A 25,217-nucleotide genomic window follows, 5' to 3' on the forward strand; every position below is an offset into this window, starting at 1 on the left:
CTGTTAGCGAGTCGACTCGACGTGTTACCCCAGACCGGCCCGGACCCACGGAGGTCACGGATGGACACGCACGTGCACGACCGCCGCCGCTTCCTCGCACTGACCGCCGCCGCCGCGGCGGCGCCCCTGCTCACGGCCTGCGGCGCCGGTTTCGGCGGGGACGGGAACAAGGGCGACGGCTCCGCCGCCGACGACGTCACCGGCTCCTTCGACTGGCGGCGCGAGAAGGGCACCACCGTCAAGGCCCTGCTGAACAAGCACCCCTACACGGACGCCCTGCTGGCCGACCTGAAGGCGTTCACCGAGAAGACCGGCATCGAGGTCGAGTACGACGTGTTCCCCGAGGACAACTACTTCGACAAGCTCACCGTGGACCTGTCCAGCGGGCGGGCCTCCTACGACGTGTTCATGCTGGGCGCGTACATGGTGTGGCAGTACGGGCCGCCGGGCTGGCTGGAGGACCTCGGCCCGTGGATGCGCAACTCCTCCGCCACCGGCGCGGAGTGGGACCGGACGGACTTCTTCCCCAACCTCCTCCAGGCCGGCCAGTGGTCGCTGAAGGCGGGCGCACCGCTCGGGCGGGGCGGGCAGTACGCGCTGCCGTGGGGCTGGGAGACCAACGTCGTCGCCTACAACACCGAGGTGTTCGGCAAGCTCGGGCTGAAGCCCGCCGAGACCTTCGAGGAGCTGGTGGACCTCGCCGCGACCATCAAGCGCAGGGCGCCCGGTGCCGGTTTCGACGGCATGTACGGGATCGCCGTACGCGGGTCGCGGAGCTGGGCCACCATCCACCCCGGCTTCATGACCATGTACGCCCGCAACGGGCTGAAGGACTTCACGGTCGACGGCGGGAAGCTCACCCCCGCCATGAACAGCCCCGAGGCCGTCGCCTTCACCGAGGACTGGACGCGCATGGTGAAGCGGGGCGGGCCGCCGTCGTGGACGTCGTACACCTGGTACCAGTGCTCCAGCGACCTCGGCGCGAAGAAGGCCGGGATGCTGTTCGACGCCGACACCGCCGCCTACTTCCAGGCGGTGGAGGGGGCCGGCCCGGCCTCCGGGAAGATCGCCTTCCACCCCGGCCCGAAGGGCCCGGACGGCTCGCTCGCCACCAACATGTGGATCTGGTCGCTCGGCATGAACGCCAGGAGCAGGCGCAAGAGCGCCAGTTGGCTGTTCCTGCAGTGGGCGACCGGGAAGGAGCACCTGCGCACGTCCGCGCTCACGCACCACCACATCGACCCGGTGCGCCGGTCGGTCGCCGAGGACGCCGCGTACCGCAACAAGATGCGGCACCTGCCCGGCTTCCTCGACACCTTCGAGACGGTCGTCGACCAGACACGGATCCAGTTCACGCCGCAGGCGCAGTTCTTCGACGCCACCACCAGCTGGGCCGCGGCCCTGCAGGAGATCTACGGCGGAAAGAGCGCCCGGTCGGTGCTGGACGGGCTCGCGGACGACCTCGCCGGCAAAGTGGGCCAGTGATGCGGCTCGCGCTGCGCCCGTACCTCCTGATCGTCCCGGCCCTGCTGCTGACGTGCGGGATCCTGTACCCGTTCGGACTCGGCCTGTACTACACGCTGTTCGACTTCTCGGCGAGCAAGCCGCAGCCCGACATGGTGGGGTGGGAGAACTACCGGGCCGTCTTCACGCAGGAGGCGTTCTGGAACTCGGCGTGGGTGACCGTGCTGTACGCGGTCGGGGCCGCCGCCGTCGAGACCGTGCTCGGGGTGTCCGTCGCGCTGCTGCTGCACCGGCCGACGCGCGTGGGACGCGTGCTGGAGAAGGTCCTGATCCTGCCCCTGATGATCGCCCCGGTGATCGCGGCGATCATCTGGAAGCTGATGCTCCAGCCGTCGGTCGGGGTCGTGAACCATCTGCTCGGGCCCTTCGGGCTCGGTGACGTGCAGTGGACCGACACGCCGACGGGCGCGCTGCTGTCGTCGATCGCCGTGGACGTGTGGGTGTACACGCCGTTCGTGGCGGTCCTGGCGCTGGCCGGGCTGCGGTCGCTGCCCCTGTCGCCCTTCGAGGCGGCGGCCGTGGACGGGGCGGGCTGGTGGTACACCTTCCGGCGGCTGACGCTGCCGATGCTGTGGCCGTACGTGCTGGTCGCGGTGATCTTCCGGTTCATGGACTCGCTGAAGGTGTTCGACATCATCTACGCCCTCACCGAGGGCGGGCCCGGGGACTCGACCGTCGTGCTGCAGATCCGGGCCTATCTGGAGGCGATCCGGTTCCAGCGGTACTCCTTCGGGATCAGCTACACGATCGTGCTGTGGGCCGTGGTGTACCTCGCCGCGATGGCGCTGGTGCGGCACCTGGGACGGATCCAGCGGAAGGCGGCCGAGGCCACATGACGTACACAAGGCGCCTGCTGGGGTGGCTGGCGGACGCCGCCCTCGTCCTGTACTTCGTCTTCGCGCTGTTCCCCGTCGCCTGGATGGTGATCCTGTCGCTCAAGCCCGCCGACCAGCTGTTCAGCACGTACTTCGCCTTCTCGCCGACGCTCGACGGCTACCGGACGGTCCTGGGCGACAGCGAGGGCGTGCCGTTCGTGCGGTTCTTCGTCAACAGCCTGGTGGTGTCGGTGGGCGCGGTCGCGCTGTCGCTGGTGGTGGGGCTGCCGGCGGCGTACGCCTCGGCGCGCCGGCGGTTCAGGGGCTCGGACCACCTGATGTTCACGCTGCTGTCGTTCCGGTTCGCGCCCGAACTGACCGTCATCATCCCGCTGTTCGTGCTGTACCAGAAGCTGGGGCTGTTCGACACCTATGTCGGCATGGTGTGGGTGCTCCAGCTCGTCACGCTGCCGCTGGTGGTGTGGATCATGCGGTCGTACTTCGCCGACCTCAGCCCCGAGTTGGAGCAGGCGGCGCTGCTGGACGGCTACACCCGCAAGCAGGCGTTCTTCCGCGTGGCGCTGCCCCTGGTGAGGCCGGGGATCGCGGCCGTGTCGCTGCTCGCCTTCATCTTCGCCTGGAACAACTTCGTCTTCCCGCTCATCCTCACCTCCCGCGAGGCCCAGACGGTGACCGTGGGCGCGCTGTCCTTCCTCGGCGGGGACCGGCCCAAGTACCACCTGACGGCCGCCGCCGCGCTGGTGTCCGTGGTGCCGCCGCTGCTGCTGGCGCTGACGATCCAGCGGTACCTGGTGCGGGGGCTGTCCTTCGGGGCGGTGAAGTCGTGATCCGGCTGCGCGGGATCCGCAGGCAGTACGGCAGGACCGTCGCGCTGGACGGGCTGGACCTGGACGTGGCGCAGGGCGAGTTCTTCTGCCTGCTCGGGCCGTCCGGCGCGGGCAAGACGACCACGCTGAAGACGATCGCCGGGCTGGAGACGCCCGACGCCGGCACCGTCGAGCTGGACGGGAAGGACATGGCCGGGGTCGAGCCGTACGACCGGGGCGTGGCCATGTGCTTCGAGAGCTACGCCCTCTACCCGCACCGCTCGGCCTACGACAACCTCGCCTCGCCGCTGCGCTCGCCCCGCTACCGCCTGCCCGCCGGCGAGGCCCGGCAGCGCATCGGCGCCATCGCCGAAATGCTCGGCATCGCGGAGCTGCTGGACCGGCCGGTGGGCCGGCTCTCCAACGGCCAGCGGCAGCGCGTCGCGCTCGGCCGGGTGCTGGTCCGGCCCGCCCGGGCCTTTCTCCTCGACGAACCGCTGTCCCACCTGGACGCCAAGCTGCGCCAGCAGATGCGGGCCGAGCTGAAGGCGATCGGCGCGGTGCAGCGCACCACCACCCTGTACGTCACCCACGACTCCGTGGAGGCGCTGGCGCTGGGCGACCGGATCGGTGTCATCCGTGACGGGCGGATCGTGCAGACCGGGACGCGGGAGGAGATCTGGTACCGGCCGTGGGACACCGAGGTCGCGCGGGCCTTCGGGCGGCCCCGGATCAATCTGCTGCCGGGTGTGGTGACGGACGGCGGGGTGCGCGCGGACGGCGGGGCCGAGCTGCCCGTCCGCGCGCAGACGCCCGCCGGCACCCCGGTCCTGGTCGGCGTACGGCCCCGGGACCTGGTGCTGCACGGGGAGGGTCACGAGCTGCACGGCACCGTCTACGTCATCGAGGTCCTCGGCCGGTCCGTGGAGGTCACCGTGCGGATCGGCGGGCAGCGGCTGTCGCTGGTCGCTCCGCGCGGCGCCGCGGCGCACCTGAGGCCGGACGATCCGGTACGGCTCGCCGTGCGGCCTGAGAACCTGCTGCTGTTCGAGGCCGACCGGCCTGAGCGCCCAGGACGACGGATAGAGACGCGATGAGCAGCAGCAGTGCACAGCAGGGGCCCGCGGCCCGCCGGGCGGCGATCGCCGAACGCGTGCTGGCCGACGGCTCGGCGACGGCGGCCGAGCTCGCCGAGCGGTTCGGGGTGAGCCTGATGACCATCCACCGCGACCTCGACGAGCTCGCACGGCAGGGCATCGTGCGGAAGTTCCGCGGCGGGGTGACCGCGCAGCCGTCGGGGGTCTTCGAGTCGAACGTGCAGTACCGGCTGAAGACCATGCGGGCCGAGAAGGCCGCCCTGGCCGAGGAGGCGATACGGCTGATCGAGCCCGGCATGGCGGTGCTGCTCGACGACTCCACGTCCACGCTGGAGATAGCGGGCAGGCTGCGGCTGGGCGAGATCACCCCGCTGACGGTCGTCACCAACTTCCTGGAGGCGATCAACCTGCTGTCGGACCAGCGGGGCATCCACCTGATGGCGCTCGGCGGCGACTACGACCCGCTGCACGCGTCCTTCCTCGGGGTGTCGTGCGTGGCGGCGGTCGAGCAGCTGCGGGTGGATGTGTGCTTCGCCTCCACCTCGGCGGTGCACGGCGGGTACGCCTACCACCAGGAGCAGCACATCGTGTCCGTGAAGCGGGCCATGCTCGACTCGGCCGCGCGCAACGTGCTGCTGGTCGACCACACGAAGCTGGGGCGGGTCGCCCTGCACCGGGTCTGCCCGCTGACCCGTTTCGACCTGCTGCTGGTGGACGACGGGGCGTCGCCCCAGGCACTGCGGGACCTGGACGAGCACAAGGCCGAGTACCGAGTCTGCGCGACGAAGGGCCGTGATGACGGAACTGGAGTTACGTGAGCTGCGCAAGACCTACCGGGCGCGGGGCCGTCCGGCGGTGGACGCCGTACGCGGCCTGGACCTGGACCTGCGGTCCGGGGAGCTGCTGGGGCTGCTCGGACCGTCGGGGTGCGGCAAGTCGACGACCCTGCGGATGATCGCCGGGCTGGAGAGCGTGACCGGCGGGGACATCCGGGTGGGCGGTGCGTCGGTGGTGCGGCTGCCCGCGCAGCGGCGCAACATCGGGGTGGCGTTCGAGAACTACGCGCTGTATCCGCCGCTGACGGTCGCGGAGAACCTGGCGTTCGGGCTGCGGGCCCGCGGGAAGGCCGCCCGGGGCGACGTCGAGCGCCGGGTGAGCGAGATGGCCGAGCGGGTCGGCCTCACCCGTCTCCTCGACGCCCGCCCGGCCGGGCTGTCCAGCGGGCAGAAGCAGCGCGTCGCCCTGGCCCGGGCGCTGATCCGGGAACCCGACGTGCTGCTGCTGGACGAGCCGCTGTCCCACCTGGACGCGGCCGAGCGGGACGCCACGCGCCGTGAGCTCAAGCGCCTGCAGAAGGACCTGGGCCACACCACGATCCTGGTCACCCACGACCAGGAGGAGGCCCTCTCCCTCGCCGACCGGATCGCCGTGATGAAGGACGGGGTGATCCGCCAGCTCGGCACCCCCTACGAGATCTACGACCACCCGGCCGACGTGTTCGTCGCGGACTTCGTCGGCGAGCCCGCGATCAACCTGCTGCCCGGTGTCGCCGGCGACGACGGCCACGCCCGGCTGGCCGGCTCCGCATCGGTCGCCCTGCCCGTGCCGGTCGCCCCGGGCCGCGAGGTGGTCGTCGGCCTGCGCCCCGAGGACCTGCGCCTGGCGCCCGACGGACTGCCCGCCCGGGTCGTCGCTCACGAGCCGCTGCTGGAGGCGGGCATCGCGACCCTCGCGCTGGACGGGGTCGAACGGCACCTGGTCGTGCTCACCGGCCCCGAGGTGCGGCTCGGCCACGGCGAGCGGGTGCGGGTCGCGGCCGGATTCACCCATGTCTTCGACGCCGAGACGGGAGAGACCCTGCGATGACCGAACCGCTGCGCATCGTGGCCGCCGGTGACCACTTCGTGCTGCCCTCGCTGATCGCGCGGGCGGTGGGCGACGAACTGCGCGACCGCCCGTACGCCGTGCGGGAGGTGACGCTGGGCTGGCCCCTGGAGCCCTTCGGGCCGGTGGCCGAGGTGACGGAGGCCAGTGACGCCGAGGACGCGCTGATCGAGGCCCTCGCCGGGGCGCGGGTGCTGGTCACCCAGATGGGCCCGGTCACCGAGCGGGTGCTGGCCGCCTGCCCCGGGCTGCGGCTGGTGGTGGTGTGCCGGGGCGGCCCGGTCAACGTCAACCTGGACGCGGCCGGGAAGCGCGACGTGCGCGTCTGCTTCGCGCCCGGCCGCAACGCCGCCGCGACCGCCGAGTTCACCGTCGGCCTGATGCTGGCGGTGCTGCGCCGCATCCCGCAGGCCCACGACCTGCTGGCCCGGCAGGGCAGTTGGGAGGGCGCGGCGTACTACACCTACGAGCGCGGCGGTCTGGAGCTGGAGGACCTGCCGGTCGGGCTGGTCGGGTACGGGGCCGTGGGCAGCCGGGTGGCGCGCGTGCTGTGCGCGTTCGGCGCGCGGGTGATGGTGTACGACCCCTACGTGCACGGCGACATCCACGGGCTGCGGGTGCCATCGCTGGACGACCTGCTGCGCGGCTCGAAGGTGATCAGCCTGCACGCCCGGCTGACCGAGGAGACCCGCGGCCTGGTCGGCGCCCGCGAACTGGCCCTGCTGCCGCACGGTGCGGTGGTGGTGAACGCGGCGCGCGGCCCGCTGCTGGACGAGGAGGCGCTGTGCGACGCGCTGGCGAGCGGGCAGGTGTCGGCGGCGGCGCTCGACACCTACGCCCGTGAGCCGCTGCCGTCCGGATCGCGCCTGCTCGGCTTCGCCGACCGGGTGGTCCTCACCCCGCACCTGGGCGGGGCGAGCCGCGCGGTGGCACGGAAGGCGGCGCGGATCGCCGCCGCGGAAGTGGGGCGCTGGGCGCGCGGGGAGCCGCTCGCGCACTGCCTGACCTGAGACCGGGAGGGAAGCCGCATGTACGTCGGTATCGATGTGGGCACGTCGGTGGTCAAGGCGGCGGCCTTCGACGGCACGGGCCGCGAACGGGCCGTCGCGGCACGGCCGGTGGGCCTGTCCCTGCGGGACGGGTGCGTCGAGCAGGACATGGAGGAGGTGTACGCGGCGGTCGTCGCCGTGCTGGCGGAGCTGACCCGGCGGGTGCCGGAGCCGGTGGAGCTGGCGGGGCTGACCGGGCAGGGCGACGGGGTGTGGCTGGTGGACGCCGAGGGCCGGCCGGTGCGGCCCGCCGCCTCCTGGATGGACGGCCGGGCGCACGAACTGCTCGGCCGGTGGCTGGCGGACGGCACCGTGGAGGCGGTGTTCCGGCGCACCGGCAGCACGCTGTTCCCCGGCTGCCCGGGCCCGCTGCTGGCCTGGCTGGACCGGCACGAGCCGGCCGCGCTGGACGCCGCCGCCACCGCCCTGTACTGCAAGGACATGGTGTTCCTGCGGCTGACCGGGGCACCGGCGACGACGGACGTGTCGGACGCGTCGATGCCGTTCCTCGACCCGCGCACCCGCCGCTACGACGACCGGGTCGTGGAGCTGCTCGGCCTCACCCACCGCCGCGGGCTGCTCGCCCCGGTCAGCGACCCGGTGGCGACGGCCCGGACGCGCGGCGAGGGCCTGCCGGCCGGCACCCGGATCGCCAACGGCCCCTACGACCTGCCCGCGTGCGCGCTGGGCGCGGGCGTCACCGCCCCCGGCGACGGACTCCTCATCGTCGGGACCTGCCTGGCCGCCCTGGTCGCCACCACCGAGCTGGACCTGACCGGCGAACCGGCCGGGCTGTACATCTCCACCGACCGGCCCGGGCACTGGCTGCGCGCCATGCCCGCGATGGTCGGCACGGCGGCGCTGGACTGGGTGCTGTCGACCACGGGTGTGGCGCACGCGGAGGTGGACGGGCTGCTGGCCGAGACCCCGCCCGGGGCGCACGGGGTGCGGGTCCTGCCGTACTTCGCGCCGTCCGGGGAGCGCGCCCCCTTCGTCGAGCCGCGGCTGCGCGCCGAACTCACCGGTGTGTCCCTGGAGTCCACCAAGGGCGATCTGATCCGCGCGACCTGCGAGGGCATCGGGTACGCGGCCCGGCACTGCCTGGAGGCGGCGGGCCTGACCGGGACCCTGGCCGTGTGCGGCGGCGGCACCCGCTCGCCGGCCTGGATGCGGCTGCTGGCCGACGTGCTGGGCCGGCCGCTGCGGGTGGTCGAGGGCGAGGTGGGCGCGCGCGGCGCGGTGCTCGCGGCGGCCGAACGGTACGGGGTCGATCTGGACGCGGCGGTGTGGACGGAGCCGACCGCCGTCGTCGAGCCGGACGCGGCCCGGGCCGCGTCGTACGCGAAGGGGTACGAGGAGCACCTGGACCGGCTGGCCCGGGCACGGGCCCGGGCACGGGGCTGAACTCGGCCATACCGGGGCATGATGGACCCGGCGGGCTGACGAGGACGCGGTGATCGGAGAGGTGGGCCATGATCCACAGGTGGTGCCCGACATGCCGGGCCTGGCACGACTTCCGCAAGCTCGACGCCGACGAGAAGGCGGCGGTGCGCGCGGAGAGGGGAGCGCGCCACTACGTCGACGATCTCTGGCGCTGCACCGCGCGGGGCTGCCTGTGGTACCAGCCGCACCTCAACGCGAGAGGCGGCGGCGTGCTCCCCGAGAGGTTCCGGGAGGAGCCCGCCGCCGCCGAGTGAGTCCTACAGGTTGCTGAAGTCCGGGCCCTTGGTGCGGGTGCGCTTGATCTCGTAGAAGCCGGGGACCGAGGCCACGGCGAGGGTGCCGTCCCACAGGCGGGCGGCCTCCTCGCCCTTGGGGGCCGGGGTGACGACCGGGCCGAAGAAGGCGATCTGCTCGCCGTCGGGGCCGGGCACGGCGATGACCGGGGTGCCGACGTCCTGACCGACCTTCTCGATGCCCTCCTTGTGGGAGGCGCGCAGCTGCTCCTCGTACGGCGTGTCGTCCCAGTGGTCCAGGAGCGACTCGGGCAGGCCGACGTCCCGCAGGGCGGCGGCGACGGCCTCCTTCTCGGGGCCCATGCCCTGGTTGTGGATGCGGGTGCCGAGCGCGGTGTACAGGTCGCCGAGGACGTCGGCGCCGTGCTCCTCCTGGGCCGCGATGACGACCCGGACGGGACCCCACGCCTTGGTGGCGAGCATCTCCCGGTACGCCTCGGGAAGCTCGTCGAGCTTGTTCTCGTTGAGGACGGCGAGGCTCATCACATGCCAGCGGACCTCGATGTCCCGGACCTTCTCCACCTCCAGGACCCAGCGGGAGGTCATCCAGGCCCAGGGGCACAGCGGGTCGAACCAGAAGTCGACCGGGGTGGCGGGGGTCGTGGCGTCCGACATGTCTCTCCTCACAAGGAACCGTTTCTCCGGGGAACACCGCCGCTCGGCCCGGCCATTCCCGGCTGCCCGCCGTCAGCAGCGCGTGGCAGGATCGGTGCTGTTCAGCCGTATCCGCGACGTGTGAGGGAGTGCCGCCCGTGCCCGGTGAGAATCTGTCCCGCGACGAGGCCCGGGAACGGGCCGCCCTGCTGTCCGTCGACGGGTACGAGGTGTCCCTCGACCTGCGGTCCGCGGTCGGCGAGCACAGCGGTGACGGGCCCCGTACGTTCCGCTCCGTCACCACGATCCGGTTCCGCTGCAACGAGCCGGGGGCGGCCACCTTCGCGGATCTCATCGCCCCGAGCGTGACGTCCGTCACCCTCAACGGCCGGGACCTCGACCCGGGCCAGGTCTTCGACGGCTCCCGTATCACGCTGGAGGACCTGGCCGCCGACAACGAACTGGTGGTGGACGCGCAGTGCGCCTACTCCCGCACCGGCGAGGGCCTGCACCGCTTCGTCGACCCGGAGGACGGCGAGGTCTACCTGTACACGCAGTACGAGCCGGCCGACTCCCGCCGGGTGTTCGCGAACTTCGAGCAGCCCGACCTCAAGGCCCCGTTCCGCTTCGAGGTGCGGGCGCCGGAGGGCTGGACGGTGTGGAGCAACGGGGCCGGCTCGCGGACGGACGGGGTGTGGCGGTTCGCGGAGACCAAGCCGATCTCCACGTACATCACCTGTGTCGTCGCGGGGCCGTACCACTACGTGACGGACACCTATGAGCGGGTGTTCGAGGACGGCACGCGGCTGGAGATCCCGCTCGGCGCGATGTGCCGCAAGGGCCTGGCGCCGCACTTCGACCCGGAGGACGTCTTCCTGGTCACCAAGCAGGGCCTGGACTTCTTCCACGACCACTTCGACTACCCGTACCCGTTCGGCAAGTACGACCAGGCGTTCGTACCCGAGTACAACCTGGGCGCGATGGAGAACCCGGGTCTGGTGACCTTCCGGGAGGAGTTCATCTTCCGGGGGAAGGTGACGCGGGCCTCCTACGAGGGCCGGGCCAACGTGATCCTGCACGAGATGGCGCACATGTGGTTCGGCGACCTGGTCACCATGGAGTGGTGGGACGACCTGTGGCTGAAGGAGTCCTTCGCCGACTTCATGGGCGCCTTCTCGCTGGTCGGCGCGACCCGCTTCACCGACGGCTGGATCACCTTCGCCAACCGCCGCAAGGCGTGGGCGTACCGGGCCGACCAGCTGCCCTCCACCCACCCGATCACCGCCGACATCCGCGACCTGCAGGACGCCAAGCTCAACTTCGACGGCATCACGTACGCCAAGGGCGCCTCCGTGCTCAAGCAGCTGGTGGCGTACGTCGGCCAGGACGCGTTCCTGGAAGGCGCCCGGCGCTACTTCAAGCGGCACGCGTACGGCAACACGCGCCTGGGCGACCTGCTGGCGGTGCTGGAGGAGACCAGCGGCCGGGACATGGCGGCGTGGGCGCGCTCCTGGCTCCAGACGGCGGGGGTCAACTCGCTGACGCCGCAGGTGCTGCTGGACGCACAGGGCCGGATCGACGAGCTGGCGGTGCTCCAGGAGGCCGCCGAGTCGCACCCCGAACTGCGGCCGCACCGGGTGGCGATCGGCCTGTACCGGCGCACCGAGGACGCCGGCGAAGCGGCGGCGCTGGAGCGCTACGCGCGCGTGGAGACGGACGTCGACGGGCCGCGTACGGTCGTGGCGGAGCTGGCGGGCGCAAAGGCCCCGGACCTGGTGCTGGTCAACGACGACGACCTGACGTACTGCAAGACCCGGTTCGACGCGGCCTCGCTGGCGGCCCTGCGGCGCGAACTCGGCTCCATGACCGATCCCCTGGCGCGGGCGCTGTGCTGGTCGGCGCTGTGGAACATGACGCGGGACGCGCTGCTGCCGGCGCGGGAGTTCATCGGCCTGGTGGTGCGGTTCGCGGGCCAGGAGACCGACATCGGCGTGCTGCAGATGCTGCACGCGTGGGCGGAGTCGGCGGCGGTGCACTACACCGCGCCTGAGCGGCGGGCGGCGGCCGGGCGGGAGCTGTGCCAGGCGGCCTCGGTCCAGCTGTACGCCGCCGAGCCCGGCAGCGAGCAGCAGCTGGCCTGGGCGCGGTTCTTCGCGCGGGTGGCCGATGTGCCGGCCGCCTTCGAGCTGCTGAGCGGGCTGCTGGACGGCACGGCCGAGGTGCCGGGCCTGGAGGTGGACCAGGAGCTGCGCTGGGCGTTCCTGCACGCGCTCGCGGTGCACGACGTGGCCGGTGAGAAGGAGCTGGCCGCGGAACTCGCCCGGGACGACACGGCGTCCGGAAAGCGCCACCAGGTGCGCTGTCTGGCCGCCCGCCCGCACGCCGCCGTCAAGGCGCAGGCGTGGGCGCAGGTCGTGGAGTCCGACGAGCTGTCCAACGCGCTGGTGGAGGCGACCATCGCCGGGTTCGCGCAGCCGTCCCAGCGGGAGCTGACCGCCCCGTACACGGACCAGTACTTCGCGGCCATCGAGCGCGTCTGGAACGAGCGCTCCATCCAGATCGGCATGGACATCGTGCGGGGCCTGTTCCCCTCGCTGCAGGACTCGCCGCAGACCCTGGAGGCGACGGACGCGTGGCTGGCCGCCCACCAGGACGCCGCCCCGGCGCTGCGCCGGCTGGTGCTGGAGGCCCGGGACGACCTCGCACGCGCGCTGCGCGGACAGGCGTACGACGCGGCGGCCTCCTGACCAGGAGCTTTGGCCTGAGGTCGGGCCGGCGGTGACCGTTACGAAATTCAGGCAATGAGGCCGTGACCCCTGGGCCGCACCCGAACCGACCAGGGGTTTCGGCATCCGAACACGCGTACTTTAGGGCCTCCTTGTCCGCATATGTCGACGGACCTGTAACAACGGTTAAAGAGGGGAGCGGGTGCGGGAGATTCCGGGACATGAACCACAACACCCCGCTCTCCCCCCGCCCCCTGCGCCACCTGCCGCACGGCCGGCACCGGGTGATGACCGTCGCGCAGCTGCGCTCGCACGGTGTGACGGCCGCCGCGACGACCGAGCAGTGCCGGCCCGGCGGCCCCTGGCAGCAGTTCCTCCCGGGCGTCGTCCTGCTCCACCCGGGCCCGCCGACCAGCGAGGAGCGGCTGCACGCGGTGCTGCTGTACACGGCGCGGGAGCGGGGCACCGGGGTACCGGTCCAGCCCGGCGCGGACGAGGCCCCGCCCCCGGTGTACACCGAGGCGATGATCACCGGGTTGGCCGCGCTGACCCTGCACGGCTTCGCCTCCGCTCCCCCGCTGCCGTCCCTGGAGGTCGTCGACGTCCTGGTGCCCCGGCTGCGGCGGCTGCGCTCGACGGGCTGCGCGCGGATCGTGCGCGCCGCCTCGCTGCCCGCCCCGCAGCAGGTCACAGGCCTGCCGGTGGCCCCGGTGCCGCGCGCGCTGGCCGACGCGGTGGCCGGGCTGGAGGACGCGGGGATGGTGCGCCGGCTGCTGACCGAGGCGGTGCGCGCCGGGCACTGCGAACCGGCCGCGGTGGTGCGGGAGCTGAACCAGGCGCGGCTGCTGAGCCGCCCGCACGTGGTGGAGGCGGTGGACTCCCTGCTGGCCGAGGGCCGGGCGATCGCGGAGGACCGGCTGTACCGGATGGTGCGCGCGTACGGCCTGCCGGACCCGGTGTGGAACGTGGACCTCAGGCTGCCCGGCGGCCCGTACCTCGGCGGCCTGGACGCCTACTGGCCGGAGCAGGCGGTGGCGGTGGAGCTGGACACCCGGGCGCCCCGCCAGGACGACGACGCACTGGGGGCGGAGTACGTCCGCAAGCGGGAGCACCTGGAACGGCTGGGCATCACGGTCGTGTACGTCACGCCCAGGAAGCTGCGGGACGCCATGGAGCAGCAGGCGACGGTGATCCGCACGGCGCTGATGGCCTCCGGCGACCGGGACCCGGCCGCGTACGTGGTGGTGCTGCCGCGGTAGCGCGCGGGCGGGTGGGTAATGTCCGGGGATGCGACAGGAGTTGAGGGTGGCGGCCTACGCCGTGTGCGTGCGCGACGGGCAGATCCTGCTGGCCCGGTGGGTGGCCCGGGACGGCACGAAACTGTGGACGCTGCCGGGCGGCGGCATGGAGCACGGCGAGGACCCGTACGACACCGTGGTCCGGGAGGCCGACGAGGAGACCGGCTACGCCGTCGAGCCGGTCGCCCTCCTCGGCATCGAGTCCTTCCAGCGCGTCTACCCCCGTCCGTTCGGCGCCAAGGCCGACTTCCACGGCCTGCGCGTCTTCTACGAGGCCCGGGTCACGGGCGGCGAGCTGCGGCACGAGACCGGCGGCTCCACCGACATGGCCGCCTGGCACGACCTGGACGCCGTCGCGGACCTGGCCCGGGCCGAAGTGCTCGATTCGGGGTTGCGGCTGTGGCGGGAGCGGCCCGCCGTGGGACGAGGGACGGCCGGGGAGGAAGAGGCCGGGGTACCCCGGCAGATGAACGCGAAGTGACCGCTTCCCGGCCGACGCGGAAGAGGTCGCCGACGCCCCGGGTGACCGGCGGGTGAGCCAAGATCCACGTACGGTGATCGGCGCTGCCCGTTGCCGCCGCGTTCACGTGCAGGCCATCCCGACTGCCAACGATCCAGTACGAGCGGGATGTTCGCGGCTGCGAGCGCCCCGCGGCCACTGCCGACGCGTTCGCACTCGGGGAGATCGCGCCATGTCGCGCACACGCTCAGTCACCGGTTCCGTGCCGGGGATCCACCGTCGTTCCGTTCTCGCCGCCACCGGGGCGGTCGCCCTGTCCACGGGCGTCGGCTTCGCCCTGCGGCCCGCCGACAGCCAGGCCGCCACCGGCACCGCCGCCGCGGCCCAGGACTCGGTGCTGGCCTCCTCGCGGCAGGCGCCGGCCGCGCCGCTCGCCCCGTACACCAAGGGCACCACCCTCGCCTCCGTGGCCACGGCGCGCGGCGGCTCCGGCTACCGGCGCCTGGCGGACGGCCCGGGCTGGAAGCGGGTAGTGCGCGACGATCTGGCCGCGCCCAGGCCGGGCCGCGCGGGCCGGCGTACGGCGCTCGCCGCGTTCGTGCAGCTGACCGACCTGCACCTCATCGACGCCCAGCACCCGCTGCGCCTGGAGTACCTGCGCTCCGCCGACGCGCACGCCTGGCGGCCCCACGAGGCGCTGACCGTGCACGGCGCGATCGCCCTGGTGGAGCGGATCAACGCGCTGCGCGGCGCGCCCGTCACCGGGGCCCCGCTGCACTTCGCCATGACCACCGGCGACAACACCGACAACAACGCCACCTGTGAGCTGGAGTGGTTCCTGACGGTGATGAGCGGAGGCCGGATCACCCCCAACACCGGCGACCCGCACCGGTACGAGGGTGTGCAGAACAGCGGCCTGAAGCTGTACTGGCAGCCCGACGCGGCGGTACGGGACGCCGACAAGCAGCTCGGTTTCCCGCGCCTGGACGGCTTTTTGCAGGCCGCGATCCGCGAGGTGCGCAGCCCGGGGCTGAACCTGCCCTGGTACTCCACGGTCGGCAACCACGACTCCCTGCCGCTCGGCTGCTACGCCTCGCACGGCGACTCCTCCCTCACGGAGCTGGCCGTCGGCGGCAGGAAGCTGATGAGCCTGCCCGCCGCCGAGGCGAGGAAGCTCCAGGACGCCATCAAGAACGACAAGGACCCGCGGGGCGTGCAGTACGCCGGCTTCCTCAAGGCGCACGCCCGGTCCATGCGCTCGGTCACGCCCGACGAGAAGCGGGCCCCCTTCACCCCCGCCGACTACCTCAAGGCCCACCTGGACCCGGCCTACCGGGGCCTGGGCCCGGTGGGCCACGGCTACTCCTCCGCCAATCTGGACGCGGGCACCCAGTACTACGCCTTCCGCATCGCCGACGACGTCATCGGCATCAGCCTGGACACCACCGACCCCGGCGGCCACTACGAGGGGTCCGTCGGCACGGCCCAGCTGAACTGGCTGGAGCGGACGCTGAAGCAGCACAAGGACTCCTACGCGGTGGTCTTCAGCCACCACACCAGCAAGACCATGCGCAACACCCGGCCCGATCCGGCCCGCCCGGACGAGCGCCGCCACAACGGCCAGGAGGTCCTCGCCCTGCTCGGCCGCCACCGCAACGTGCTGGCCTGGGTCAACGGCCACATCCACAAGAACGTCGTCACCCCGCACGCCGGGGCGGGCGGCCGCTCCTTCTGGGAGATCTCCACCGCCTCCCACGTCGACTATCCCCAGCTGGCCCGGATCATCGAGATCACCGACAACAAGGACGGCACGCTGTCCCTGTTCACCACGCTGGTGGAGTCCTCGGCCCCGCACCGCACGGACTTCGCCGACCTCTCCCAGACCGGCCTGGCGGCCCTGTACCGCGAGCTGTCCTACAACGCGCCGGGCGCGAGCAGGACGCTCGGGGGCGACCCGCAGGACCGGAACACGGAGCTGGTGCTGAAGAAGGGCTGATGCCGGGGCGTCATTCCGCCGGGTCGGGATTGGCCGGCGAGTACACGGGTGCCGACCAGCGCAGTGGTACGGCGCCTGGTGTCTCGACCACCTCCGTGACGGTGAAGCGGACCCGGCGCTCGCCGTCCGCGCCGTACTCCGTGTGGGCCTCGCCGGTGAGCTGGAGGGTCGTGCCGGTCCGCCAGTGAAGGAACAGCAGGCCCGCGCGGGGGTCCGCCGCCAGGTTGCCCAGGGTGAGGAACATGGCGTTGCCCGGGTAGTCGCGCCAGGTCAGCGCGCGGGGTGAGGGCACGCGGACGAAGCCGGGGTTGCCGCCGCGATGACTGACGTCGGCCCCGCCGTCGTGCACGGTCGCGACGAAGAAGGTGTCGGCGGCCTGGACGAAGCCGGCCTGGGCGGCGGTGAGTTCGCGGCCGTACCGGGGCGGGCCGGGGGTCCGCTCGGCGACCGTCTCGTACCTGTCCCTCTTCTGGAGGTACTTGGGGCAGTTGGAGAACACCTGGTCCGCCTCGACGGCGAACCCCCCATCCGTGGGGCGCAGCCGGCCGTTGAGGCGCATGCGGCGGCGGGTGCGCGGGTCCAGGGCCAGGGTGCCGAGGGGCGTGCCGTGGGTGGCCAGGGCCGTCGCGAGCGGGTCCGTGGGGCGCGGGCCGCCGGTGACCGACATCTGCCGCGGGCCCGTGGCCCGTACGAAGCCGGGGGTGCCGGTCAGCGGGGAGGCCCACACCCTGCCCGTCGCCGGGTCGGCCGCGCCGGCGATCAGCAGCGGCTGGAGCTCCAGGAAGGCCGCGGCCACGGGTTTGATGCCCTGGCCGATGGACCGGCCGACGTGGTCGGCGACCGCGCGGACACCGACCCGGTCCTGCACCGCGCGGGAGCCGGGGTGGTAGACGTCCATGACGTCGGTGACCCCCATGACTAGAAGAAACCGCAGGTCGGGGCGGACTCGCTGGGGGCCGGGGCGCCTTCCGCGCCGCTCGGCACCGAGATCTCCAGGCGTGTGCCGTCCGGGTCGTGGAAGAAGATGCCGCCGGAGGCCGCGCCCTCGCCGTGGGCTACCACGCCCTCGTGGGCGAAGTCGACCCCGTACGCCTTCAGGGCCGTCTCGTACTCCCTGACCCGCTCGATCGAGCCGGCTTCGAAGGCCAGGTGGTGCAGGCCCGCGCGGTCGGCCGCGTACGGCTCGCCCGCCTGCTGCCAGAGCGTGAGCAGCAGCTTCTCGCCGTCGCCGAGGAACGCGTACCGCCTGTCCTCCTCCTTGCCCTCGCCGATCAGCGCGAAGCCCAGGACGTCGCGGTAGAAGGCGAGCGAGCGGTCGAGGTCGGTGACGTTGAGGCCGATGTGGCCGGTGCGCAAGGTCATGGCTGCTCCCAGCGATCCGAGACTGTCTAACCGTTGATATGCACGTTAGTGGTTAGATGCGGCGAGGGTCAACCGGTCACGTACTCTTGACTGGTTAGATCCGAAGGGAGTCCCCATGCCCGCCCCGCGCGACCCGCGTCCGCTCACCGGCGAACCCCTCGCCCTCGATCTGCTCAACACCCGGTGGATGAGGGAGGGCGCCGTGCAGGATCTGCTCACGGACACCGACGGGCTGGCGGTGTGGCTGCGCGCGAACGGGCTCGACGGGCGTTTCACCGCCGACGCGACGACCCTGCGGCATGTCCTGCGGGCGCGGGACGCGCTGAAGAAGGCCGTGGACGGGTCACTGGAGGAGGGCGCCCCGCTCGTCGACGCCGTCCTCGCACACGGGCGCATCCGGGCCACCCTCACCCCCGAAGGGCCGGGCGAGGAGGCGGAGTTCGACGACGCCTCCTGGGGTCCGGCCTGGCTCGCCGCCCGCGACTACCTGGATCTGCTGACCACCGCGCCCGACCGGATCCGCGGCTGCGCCCACGAGGCGTGCATCCTGCACTTCTTCGACACCTCACGCAACGGCACCCGCCGCTGGTGCTCCATGGCGGCCTGCGGCAACCGCGCGAAGGCCTCGCGCCACTACGCCCGTACGAAGGACACCTGACGGGGGCTTTACCCGGCTGTGGTGCGGGCGGGCGACTTGTCCGTTTCGGGACTCATCTCCCCGCGGGGCATAGGGGGTTTTCCCCATGCATCCATTTCGATTGGGTCAACGCTCCCCAAACAACGTCCCCTTGCGTAAAGCTGTGCGGTCATCCGGGGCTTTTTCCCGGGCCGTTGCGGCCGGAGCCGATCGGACCCGGTCGCTCACCGCTCGTTCCTTTACACCAAGGGATGCCGATGACCCTCACCCCCCAGCGCGACCCGATACCGGGCACGAGACGCGTGGCACGCATCGCCGTGGCCGCGGGTGTCGTCGCCGCGCTCTGTGCGGCCGGGCCGATACCCCTGGCCTTCGCCGCCGACGGTCCCTCCGCCGCCGTCCCGGCCGGCGGGGACGTCAAGTCCGCGCACGCCAAGCTCGGTTCGAACGACGCGGACCTGCTCGCCGAGGCGAAGGCCGAGGGCGACAAGAACGTCACGATGATGATCGCGACCGCGCCCGGCAAGACCGAGCAGGTCGCCGAGCAGCTGGACGCGGTCAAGGGCGGCTCGGTGGGCCGGACCTACGACCGGCTCGGCTACGTCCGCGCCACCGTGCCCACCGCCAAGGCGGACTCGGCCATCGCCGCCGCCGCCAAGCTGTCCTCCGTGCACGGCATCGACCTGCGCGAGGAGATCCCGCTGGACGACCCGGCGCCAAGCGCGGACACCGCCAAGGCCGCCGGCGCCGGGGGCACCGCCGCCTACCCGGGTCCCGGGAAGAAGACGCCCGCCAAGAACCCGTACAACCCGTCCTTCGAGACGGGCGCCGTGGACTTCGTCGAGGACCACCCGAAGGCGGACGGCCGCGGCATCACCATCGGCATCCTCGACTCCGGCGTGGACCTCGGCCACCCGGCCCTGCAGAAGACCACCACCGGTGAGCGCAAGATCGTCGACTGGGTGACGGCGACCGACCCGCTGGTCGACAACGACCAGACCTGGCGCCCGATGGTCACCTCGGTCTCCGGGCCGGCGTTCACCTTCGGCGGCCAGACCTGGACGGCCCCGGCCGGCTCCTACCAGGTCAGCGTGTTCAAGGAGTCGTACACCACCGGCGGCGACGCGGCCGGTGACGCCAACCGCGACGGCGACACCACCGACGACTGGGGCGTGCTGTACGACGCCGCGGCCGGCACGGTCCGCGTCGACCTCAACGACAACCACGACTTCGGCGACGACACCCCGATGAAGCCGTACAAGGACGGCTTCCAGGTCGGCTACTTCGGCACCGACAACCCGGCGACCGACGTCGCCGAGCGGCAGCCGTTCGTCGTCGAGATCCGCAAGGACGTCGTCTACAACGCGGCCGGCGCCAAGGCCGACTTCGTCAACATCGGCGTCATCGAGTCCGAGCACGGCACGCACGTGGCCGGCATCACCGCCGCCAACGGCCTGTTCGGCGGCAGGATGAACGGCGCCGCCCCGGGCGCGAAGATCGTCTCCTCCCGGGCCTGCACCTGGTCCGGCGGCTGCACCAACGTCGCGCTCACCGAGGGCATGATCGACCTCGTCACCAAGCGCGGCGTCGACATCGTCAACATGTCCATCGGCGGCCTGCCGCCGCTCAACGACGGCAACAACGCGCGCGCCGAGCTGTACACCCGCCTGATCGACGAGTACGGCGTGCAGCTGGTGATCTCCGCGGGCAACTCCGGCCCCGGCGTCAACACCATCGGCGACCCCGCCCTGGCCGACAAGGTCATCTCGGTCGGCGCGTCCATCTCCAAGGAGACCTGGGCCGCCAACTACGGCTCGATCGTGCGCAAGCCGTACGCGATGATGCCGTTCTCCTCGCGCGGCCCGCGTGAGGACGGCGGTTTCGCCCCGACGCTGGTCGCCCCGGGCGCCGCGATCAACACCACCCAGACCTGGCTGCCGGGCTCCCCGGTCGCCGAGGCCGGCTACACCCTCCCGGCCGGCTACTCGATGCTCCAGGGCACCTCGATGGCCTCCCCGCAGGCCGCGGGCGCCTCCGCGCTGCTGCTGTCCGCCGCCAAGCGCAAGGGCATCGACCTCAAGCCCGCCACGCTGCGCACGGCACTGACCTCGACCGCCAAGCACATCAAGGGTGTGCAGGCGTACGAGGAGGGCGCGGGCCTGATCGACATCGAGGACGCCTGGGACGCCATCAAGGACCACGCGACCGCCCACACCTACACGGTCAAGGCGCCGGTCGACACCGCGATGGACGACAAGCTCAAGACCCCCGGCTACGGCACCGGCATCTACGACCGTGAGGGCGGCCTGAAGGCCGGCGTGAAGAGGACCTACGAGGTCACCATCACCCGCACCTCCGGCCCCGCCAAGGCGCTGCGCCACGAGCTGCACCTGCACAACAACGCCGGCGGCACCTTCCGGATCGCCGGCTCCGACAAGGTCGCGCTGCCGCTGAACAAGCCGGTCACCGTGAAGATCGCCGCGAAGGCGCCGTCCGCCGGCATCAAGAGCGCGATCCTCGAGGTCGACGACCCGCGCACCGAGGGCATCGACCAGCAGATCCTCAACACCGTGATCGTCTCCGCGCCGCTGAAGTACACCTTCTCGGCGTCCGGCACGCAGCAGCGCAACAGCACGACGTCGTACTTCGTCACCGTGCCCGAGGGCGCGAAGACGCTGGAGATCGCGCTGGGCGGGCTGGCGGACAAGAGCCAGACCCGGTTCATCGCCATCCACCCGTACGGCGTCCCGTCCGACCCGACGGGGACGCCCAACTGCTACCCGAACTACTCCAACCCGGCCAACACCTGCCGCCCCGACCTGCGCTCGTACGCGAACCCGCAGCCGGGCGTGTGGGAGATCGAGGTCGAGTCGCGCCGCACGTCGCCGCTGCTCGACAACCCCTACAAGCTGGACGTCGCCGTGCTCGGCGCGGTCTTCGAGCCGACGGAGAAGATCATCCCCGAAGCCAAGACCGGCACCCCGGTCCAGGCGGACTGGACCGTCACCAACAGGTTTGCCGCGATCGACGGCAGGCTGAAGGGCAGTTCCCTGGGCTCCGGCCTGCTGACCGAGAAGACCATCGCGCACGGCGAGTCGCAGCAGTCCACCCTCACGCTCCCCGAGGGTGCGGAGCGTCTCGAGGTGACGATCGGAGGCGTGTCCGACCCGAAGGCCGACCTCGACCTCGCGGTCCTCAAGGACGGCCAGGTCGTCGGGCAGTCCGCCGACGGTGACTCGGAGGAGTCGGTCAGCCTGACCAAGCCGGCGGCCGGCACGTACACGATCGTCGTCGACGGCTATGCCGTTCCCTCCGGCTCGACGACGTACGGCTACAAGGACGTGTACTTCGCGCCCTCGCTCGGCGCGGTGGACGTCGATGCCTCGCAGGCCGTCAAGCTGGCCAGTGGCCAGTCGGCGAAGGTGACCGCCCAGGTACTGGTGAAGAGCGCGGCCCCCGAAGGCCGGAAGTTCTTCGGTGAACTCCAGCTCGTGAACGGCCGCGGCACGGTGGCGGGGACGAGCACGGTCGTCATCGACAAGGTCGCTCCCTAGCGGCCGGATCCCGACCGCATGGGGAGGAGCGGGGCCGGGGCAAAACAAACCACCCCCCCCCCGTCCCACACCCCAACAAAACGGTGCACAAAAAGACGACCGCGACAGCGGCGGCCAGCAGGAGCGTCCAGACGGTGATCTCCACGGTCCCGAACCCGCTACCGAGCAGGACCAGCAGACCGGCGAACACCGCGACCGTTGCGAGAACCTTCAGGAGAAGCCTGACCACCAGGGAACTTCCTCACTTGTTGGAGCTGGTGAAGGACGTACCACCGGTCCCCTTCACCTTGATCTTCGACCAGGGGTAGTTGGTGGCGTAGCAACCGTAGACGGGCGCACAGAGGTCGATACGCCGTTTCATGAGCGAGGTCGCCGACTTGGCCGGAACCTTGCTCTTCTCGTTACGCATTCGCTCGCCGACCTGAACGACGTCCTGCTCGTTCGAGGTGTAGTCGGACCGGTTGGCCCATGCCGTGACCTTGGACCCGTCGTACTTGAACTGCGCCTTGTGGTGGTACTTGTAGATCACCTTGCCCATGTAGCTGTAGTTGGTGACCGTGACGTGGGTCCACTTCCACCGACCCCCGGCCGCTCGCACCCCGGCCGTCGAAGCCGCCGCCTCGGTCTCCTCGGGCACTTCCACGACGTCGTCCACAGAGGTGTCGCCCGCGTCGGCCGACAGCAGCTTCTTGAGTCCGTTGCTGGTCCCGGCCGTGGCCGCGTCCGCGGAGGAGAGCCCCGCGGTGCCGGTGGTCTGCATGGTGCCGTCGGGAAGAACGACGTACTCGATCTCCTCCACCGTCGTCTTGGGCGCGACACGCGGATCCGGCGTCGTCGCGGCCAGCTCCGGAATACTGCCGATCAGTTGGGCGTCGGCGTCGGTCCACGTTCCGTTCTGAATACGCTGGAGCGCGGCCACCACGGCCGGGTCCGGAGTTCCGGCGGCATGCGCTGCCGGCGCAGTGGCGGAAAGCGCGGCTACGGCGCTCAATACCACTGCGGACTTGACGAGGTTGTTCCGGAGAGAACGCGAAACGGACATGGGCGAGCCACTCCTGAAATCTGATGGGTGATACGGCGCGGAATTCCTGGCCGCCGTTCGACGTCGAGAAATCTAGAACGCCTCCGCAGCCCGCACGAGCATTTCACCCTGGCATTCAGCGGCCTTGGCACGCTGCGGCCAGTCGGCGGGGAGCATCACCCGACGCAAAGCCCGTGCGGTTGCCAAGGACCCGGGCCGGCCTGACTCGGCGGGCACACCGGCTCGGGACGCCGTGCGCGAGGAAGGCGGAAAAGGCGCTGTCGACGGTGTGGCTCCCGGCTTACACTGCAACGCGACCACAGCGTTACCCAGGCCGAACCCGGGGGGGAAGAGTGCCGGAGACGGTGAGTCTGAGCACCGAAGTACAAGCCGTCTACCGGGCGTTGCTGCAGCATCCGGAGTGGGGACTGGCAGACATCGCCCGGAGCACCCGGCTCTCTGTGGACGAGGTGCGCTCCGCCCTCGACCAGTTGACCGACCGTTCCTTGCTCCACGAACGCTCAGAGAGCAACGGCGGTTTCATCCCCGTCAACCCGGAAGTGGCGCTCACCCCTGCCCTGCGGCGCCTGGAGGCCGAACTGGACGTCCGGCGCGCCCATCTCTCCCGGGAGCGGGTGGCTCTCGCCGATTTGGCCGCGGAGTACATGTCGCTGACTACGGGCCGGGGCAGCGGGGACATCGAGCGCCTGACCGGCGTGGAATCCGTGCGGGTGCGGCTGACGGAACTGTCCCAGCAGGCCGAGTCGGAAGTGCGCACCTTCGTTCCCGGAGGGGCGCTGAGCCCCGCCGCGCTGGCCGCGGGCCGCCCCTTGGACGAGCAGAACCTGGCACGCGGCGTCGGTATCCGCACCGTCTTCCTGGAAAGCGTGCGCAACGACCCCGCGACCGTCGAGTACGCGACCTGGCTGGCCTCACTGGGCGGTGCGACGCGAACCGTGCCGGTCCTGCCGATGCGCATGATTCTCTGCGACCACACCGCGGGCATCGTTCCCATCGACGTCAACGACAGCGGACAGGGCGCCTTCCTCGTGCGCTGCCCCAGTGTGGTCGCAGCCCTGGGAGAGCTCTTCGAAATGGTCTGGGAGCGGGCCAGGCCGCTCGAGACGTGCGTGGGAAGCGGCCAGGGCGACGCGCCAACGGACCGCGAACGCGCGTTGCTCAGGATGCTCTGCGCCGGGCTGACGGACGAGGGCATCGCCCGCAAGATGGGCGTGTCACTGAGGACAGTGCGCCGGCACATGGCGGCGCTGCTGGAACGCCTCGACGCACAGAGCCGGTTCCAGGCAGGGGTCGAGGCCGCCCGGCGAGGGTGGCTGTAACCGTCCGGCGGACCGGCCGGACTGGCCGGATCCTGCAATGGCAGCCTGCTGCCATGCCAGGACGAGCACGGATGGGCTCAGCGACCCTCAGGATCGAACCGTGTTCGCCGTCAAGGCCGTTCTGACGCCCCCCGCCGCTGCCCTCACCGAGCTGGCTGATGCCCCTCAACTCATCCCTGTCTCACGACACTTGTTAAAGACCTCGCCATCGGCTGTCGCGCACATCACCCTTCGACGCACCGGGGTGGGTCTGACGGTCATGCTCTTCGTCGAGGCCCGGAATCTCAGCGAGGCGGAAGACATGGCACGTGCCGCGTCTCGTTCCTGGCTGGGCGAGGAGCGGTTTCGGGGCTGGTCTCTGGCCCGATGTGAAGGGGATTTCTTTCTCACCGTGGAGGCCGTAGAGGAACACGGATCGCCACCCGACTGGTGAGCGACGGAGGCGGCTGGCATGTGAGTGTCATGTCCTCCGCAGGCCACGGATTGGTGCTGACACAGGAGCCCCGAGCCGCCGATGATTTCTTACACGCACCGGAAAAGCGCGGCGGCTGACCCCCGTGCCGCGCCCGGCTGCACCGAGACCAATCGGCATTCAACCGGGGTGGGGAAATGAGAAATCGCCCAGCGGCATCCGCCGTCAAGATGATCGGCGTCATAGCGACCATGGCCATTGCGTTCATTTCCCTGCCCTCGACCGGGGCACCGGATACCTCGTATTCGGCCACGGCTCGGCCGACGAACGGTGAGACGCCCTCCGCCCCGGGGAGCGGCCACGTGTCCACCCCTGTGAGCGACGAGCCGGACGGCTGGGTCTGGGACTGACCAGTTCTCATCTCGCACAAAGTGATCCGCACATCAGAAATCCATACGGCACACAACAGGAGATCTCCATGCGAACCAAGCACTGCTTCGTGACAGGCGCACTGGCGCTGCTGGCCTTCACCGCCGCACAGGCTCCCGCCTCCGCTGCCTCCCTGAACGTGAGCAACGGCGGCGCGACAGCCTCGTACAACACGGCCACCGGCGTGCTCGAAGTCTGTGACACCGCGGCGGACGGCAAACGCGCCGTCGCCCAGCTCAGCACCGGAACGCCGGGGGAGTCACCCGTGCAGGTGGCGGACACGGACGGCGCCGGCAACGCCTGCGCCCGAGCCACGGTCCGGGTGAGCCCGGGCCGCACGATCACTCTGAGCGTGTGGGTCCAGGTCGGTGCCGAGGGGACGCCCGAGGACAAGGTCAGCAGGCGGATCGTCCTCGCTTAGCCGCTGGAGGCGTCGAAGGAGTGGGCACGTACGTG

At 71.5% G+C, this 25,217-nt stretch carries 22 protein-coding genes; 18 read left to right on the forward strand and 4 right to left on the reverse strand.

Translation table 11 applies throughout. The features are described 5' to 3' along the window. The first annotated feature begins 60 nt into the window (after positions 1–60). The 9 genes from AB0K80_RS02070 to AB0K80_RS02110 all read left to right on the forward strand — a co-directional run bounded on the left by AB0K80_RS02070 (position 61) and on the right by AB0K80_RS02110 (position 8,893). Positions 61–1,485 (forward strand): sugar ABC transporter substrate-binding protein, encoded by a 1,425-nt coding sequence (locus AB0K80_RS02070; protein ID WP_365664824.1) that lies wholly within the window; start codon positions 61–63, stop codon positions 1,483–1,485. Continuing rightward, complete coding sequence (locus tag AB0K80_RS02075) at positions 1,485–2,360, forward strand: sugar ABC transporter permease (RefSeq protein WP_365664966.1); 876 nt, start codon at positions 1,485–1,487, stop codon at positions 2,358–2,360. The genes AB0K80_RS02070 and AB0K80_RS02075 overlap by 1 nt, the downstream gene beginning before the upstream one ends. Next, positions 2,357–3,187, forward strand: a complete 831-nt coding sequence (locus tag AB0K80_RS02080; RefSeq protein WP_365664825.1) for a carbohydrate ABC transporter permease — start codon at positions 2,357–2,359, stop codon at positions 3,185–3,187. The genes AB0K80_RS02075 and AB0K80_RS02080 overlap by 4 nt, the downstream gene beginning before the upstream one ends. Beyond that, the gene (locus AB0K80_RS02085) at positions 3,184–4,263 is read left to right on the forward strand and encodes an ABC transporter ATP-binding protein (protein ID WP_365664827.1); all 1,080 of its coding nucleotides are present in this window, start codon (positions 3,184–3,186) and stop codon (positions 4,261–4,263) included. The genes AB0K80_RS02080 and AB0K80_RS02085 overlap by 4 nt, the downstream gene beginning before the upstream one ends. Beyond that, a complete protein-coding gene (locus tag AB0K80_RS02090; protein WP_365664829.1) occupies positions 4,260–5,081 on the forward strand; it encodes a DeoR/GlpR family DNA-binding transcription regulator in 822 nt (273 codons plus the stop codon). Before AB0K80_RS02085 ends, AB0K80_RS02090 begins: the two co-directional genes overlap by 4 nt. Then, positions 5,059–6,129, forward strand: coding sequence for an ABC transporter ATP-binding protein (locus AB0K80_RS02095; protein ID WP_365664831.1), 1,071 nt, complete (start codon positions 5,059–5,061; stop codon positions 6,127–6,129). Before AB0K80_RS02090 ends, AB0K80_RS02095 begins: the two co-directional genes overlap by 23 nt. Next, on the forward strand, positions 6,126–7,157 hold the full coding sequence (locus AB0K80_RS02100) for a 2-hydroxyacid dehydrogenase (RefSeq protein WP_365664833.1): 1,032 nt from the start codon (positions 6,126–6,128) through the stop codon (positions 7,155–7,157). The genes AB0K80_RS02095 and AB0K80_RS02100 overlap by 4 nt, the downstream gene beginning before the upstream one ends. An 18-nt stretch (positions 7,158–7,175) precedes the next feature. Continuing rightward, positions 7,176–8,600, forward strand: coding sequence for an FGGY-family carbohydrate kinase (locus AB0K80_RS02105; protein ID WP_365664835.1), 1,425 nt, complete (start codon positions 7,176–7,178; stop codon positions 8,598–8,600). Between the two features lie 68 nt (positions 8,601–8,668). Next, positions 8,669–8,893 (forward strand): hypothetical protein, encoded by a 225-nt coding sequence (locus AB0K80_RS02110; RefSeq protein WP_365664836.1) that lies wholly within the window; start codon positions 8,669–8,671, stop codon positions 8,891–8,893. Positions 8,894–8,896: 3 nt separating this feature from the next. On the opposite strand, the gene AB0K80_RS02115 is transcribed toward AB0K80_RS02110, so the two are convergent. After that, the gene (locus tag AB0K80_RS02115; protein WP_365664838.1) at positions 8,897–9,547 is read right to left on the reverse strand and encodes a DsbA family protein; all 651 of its coding nucleotides are present in this window, start codon (positions 9,545–9,547) and stop codon (positions 8,897–8,899) included. A 137-nt stretch (positions 9,548–9,684) separates the two neighbouring features. Between AB0K80_RS02115 and pepN the strand changes: the two genes are divergently transcribed. The 4 genes from pepN (at position 9,685) to AB0K80_RS02135 (ending at position 16,006) form a co-directional block, all read left to right on the forward strand. Further along, entirely contained in the window at positions 9,685–12,273 is a 2,589-nt protein-coding gene (pepN, locus tag AB0K80_RS02120) for an aminopeptidase N (RefSeq protein ID WP_365664839.1), read from the forward strand. 200 nt (positions 12,274–12,473) lie between these two features. After that, a complete protein-coding gene (locus AB0K80_RS02125) occupies positions 12,474–13,511 on the forward strand; it encodes a hypothetical protein (RefSeq protein WP_365664841.1) in 1,038 nt (345 codons plus the stop codon). Between the two features lie 28 nt (positions 13,512–13,539). After that, positions 13,540–14,031, forward strand: a complete 492-nt coding sequence (locus AB0K80_RS02130; RefSeq protein WP_365664843.1) for an NUDIX hydrolase — start codon at positions 13,540–13,542, stop codon at positions 14,029–14,031. Positions 14,032–14,242: 211 nt separating this feature from the next. After that, positions 14,243–16,006: a TIGR03767 family metallophosphoesterase gene (locus tag AB0K80_RS02135; RefSeq protein ID WP_365664845.1), complete on the forward strand. Its 1,764-nt coding sequence runs from the start codon at positions 14,243–14,245 to the stop codon at positions 16,004–16,006. A gap of 10 nt (positions 16,007–16,016) precedes the next feature. On the opposite strand, the gene AB0K80_RS02140 is transcribed toward AB0K80_RS02135, so the two are convergent. Both AB0K80_RS02140 and AB0K80_RS02145 read right to left on the reverse strand, forming a co-directional pair. Further along, a complete protein-coding gene (locus AB0K80_RS02140; protein WP_365664968.1) occupies positions 16,017–16,904 on the reverse strand; it encodes a pyridoxamine 5'-phosphate oxidase family protein in 888 nt (295 codons plus the stop codon). Between the two features lie 20 nt (positions 16,905–16,924). Beyond that, the gene (locus AB0K80_RS02145) at positions 16,925–17,368 is read right to left on the reverse strand and encodes a VOC family protein (RefSeq protein WP_365664847.1); all 444 of its coding nucleotides are present in this window, start codon (positions 17,366–17,368) and stop codon (positions 16,925–16,927) included. Between the two features lie 115 nt (positions 17,369–17,483). On the opposite strand from AB0K80_RS02145, the gene AB0K80_RS02150 reads away from it, so the two are divergent. Together AB0K80_RS02150 and AB0K80_RS02155 are read left to right on the forward strand one after the other, a co-directional pair. Further along, positions 17,484–18,026: a CGNR zinc finger domain-containing protein gene (locus AB0K80_RS02150; RefSeq protein ID WP_365664849.1), complete on the forward strand. Its 543-nt coding sequence runs from the start codon at positions 17,484–17,486 to the stop codon at positions 18,024–18,026. A 236-nt stretch (positions 18,027–18,262) separates the two neighbouring features. Beyond that, the gene (locus AB0K80_RS02155; RefSeq protein ID WP_365664851.1) at positions 18,263–21,559 is read left to right on the forward strand and encodes a S8 family serine peptidase; all 3,297 of its coding nucleotides are present in this window, start codon (positions 18,263–18,265) and stop codon (positions 21,557–21,559) included. Positions 21,560–21,800: 241 nt separating this feature from the next. Here AB0K80_RS02155 and AB0K80_RS02160 read toward each other — a convergent pair whose 3' ends face one another. Then, positions 21,801–22,601, reverse strand: coding sequence for a hypothetical protein (locus tag AB0K80_RS02160; RefSeq protein ID WP_365664853.1), 801 nt, complete (start codon positions 22,599–22,601; stop codon positions 21,801–21,803). Between the two features lie 344 nt (positions 22,602–22,945). Between AB0K80_RS02160 and AB0K80_RS02165 the strand changes: the two genes are divergently transcribed. From AB0K80_RS02165 to AB0K80_RS02175, 3 genes are all read left to right on the forward strand, one after another. Next, positions 22,946–23,920: a helix-turn-helix transcriptional regulator gene (locus tag AB0K80_RS02165; RefSeq protein ID WP_365664855.1), complete on the forward strand. Its 975-nt coding sequence runs from the start codon at positions 22,946–22,948 to the stop codon at positions 23,918–23,920. Between the two features lie 100 nt (positions 23,921–24,020). Next, entirely contained in the window at positions 24,021–24,353 is a 333-nt protein-coding gene (locus AB0K80_RS02170; RefSeq protein ID WP_365664857.1) for a hypothetical protein, read from the forward strand. Positions 24,354–24,810: 457 nt separating this feature from the next. Beyond that, positions 24,811–25,182 (forward strand): hypothetical protein, encoded by a 372-nt coding sequence (locus AB0K80_RS02175; protein WP_365664859.1) that lies wholly within the window; start codon positions 24,811–24,813, stop codon positions 25,180–25,182. The last annotated feature ends 35 nt before the right edge of the window (positions 25,183–25,217 follow it).

Origin of the sequence: Streptomyces sp. NPDC052682, from assembly GCF_040678435.1 — a bacterium.
Lineage (GTDB): Bacteria > Actinomycetota > Actinomycetes > Streptomycetales > Streptomycetaceae > Streptomyces.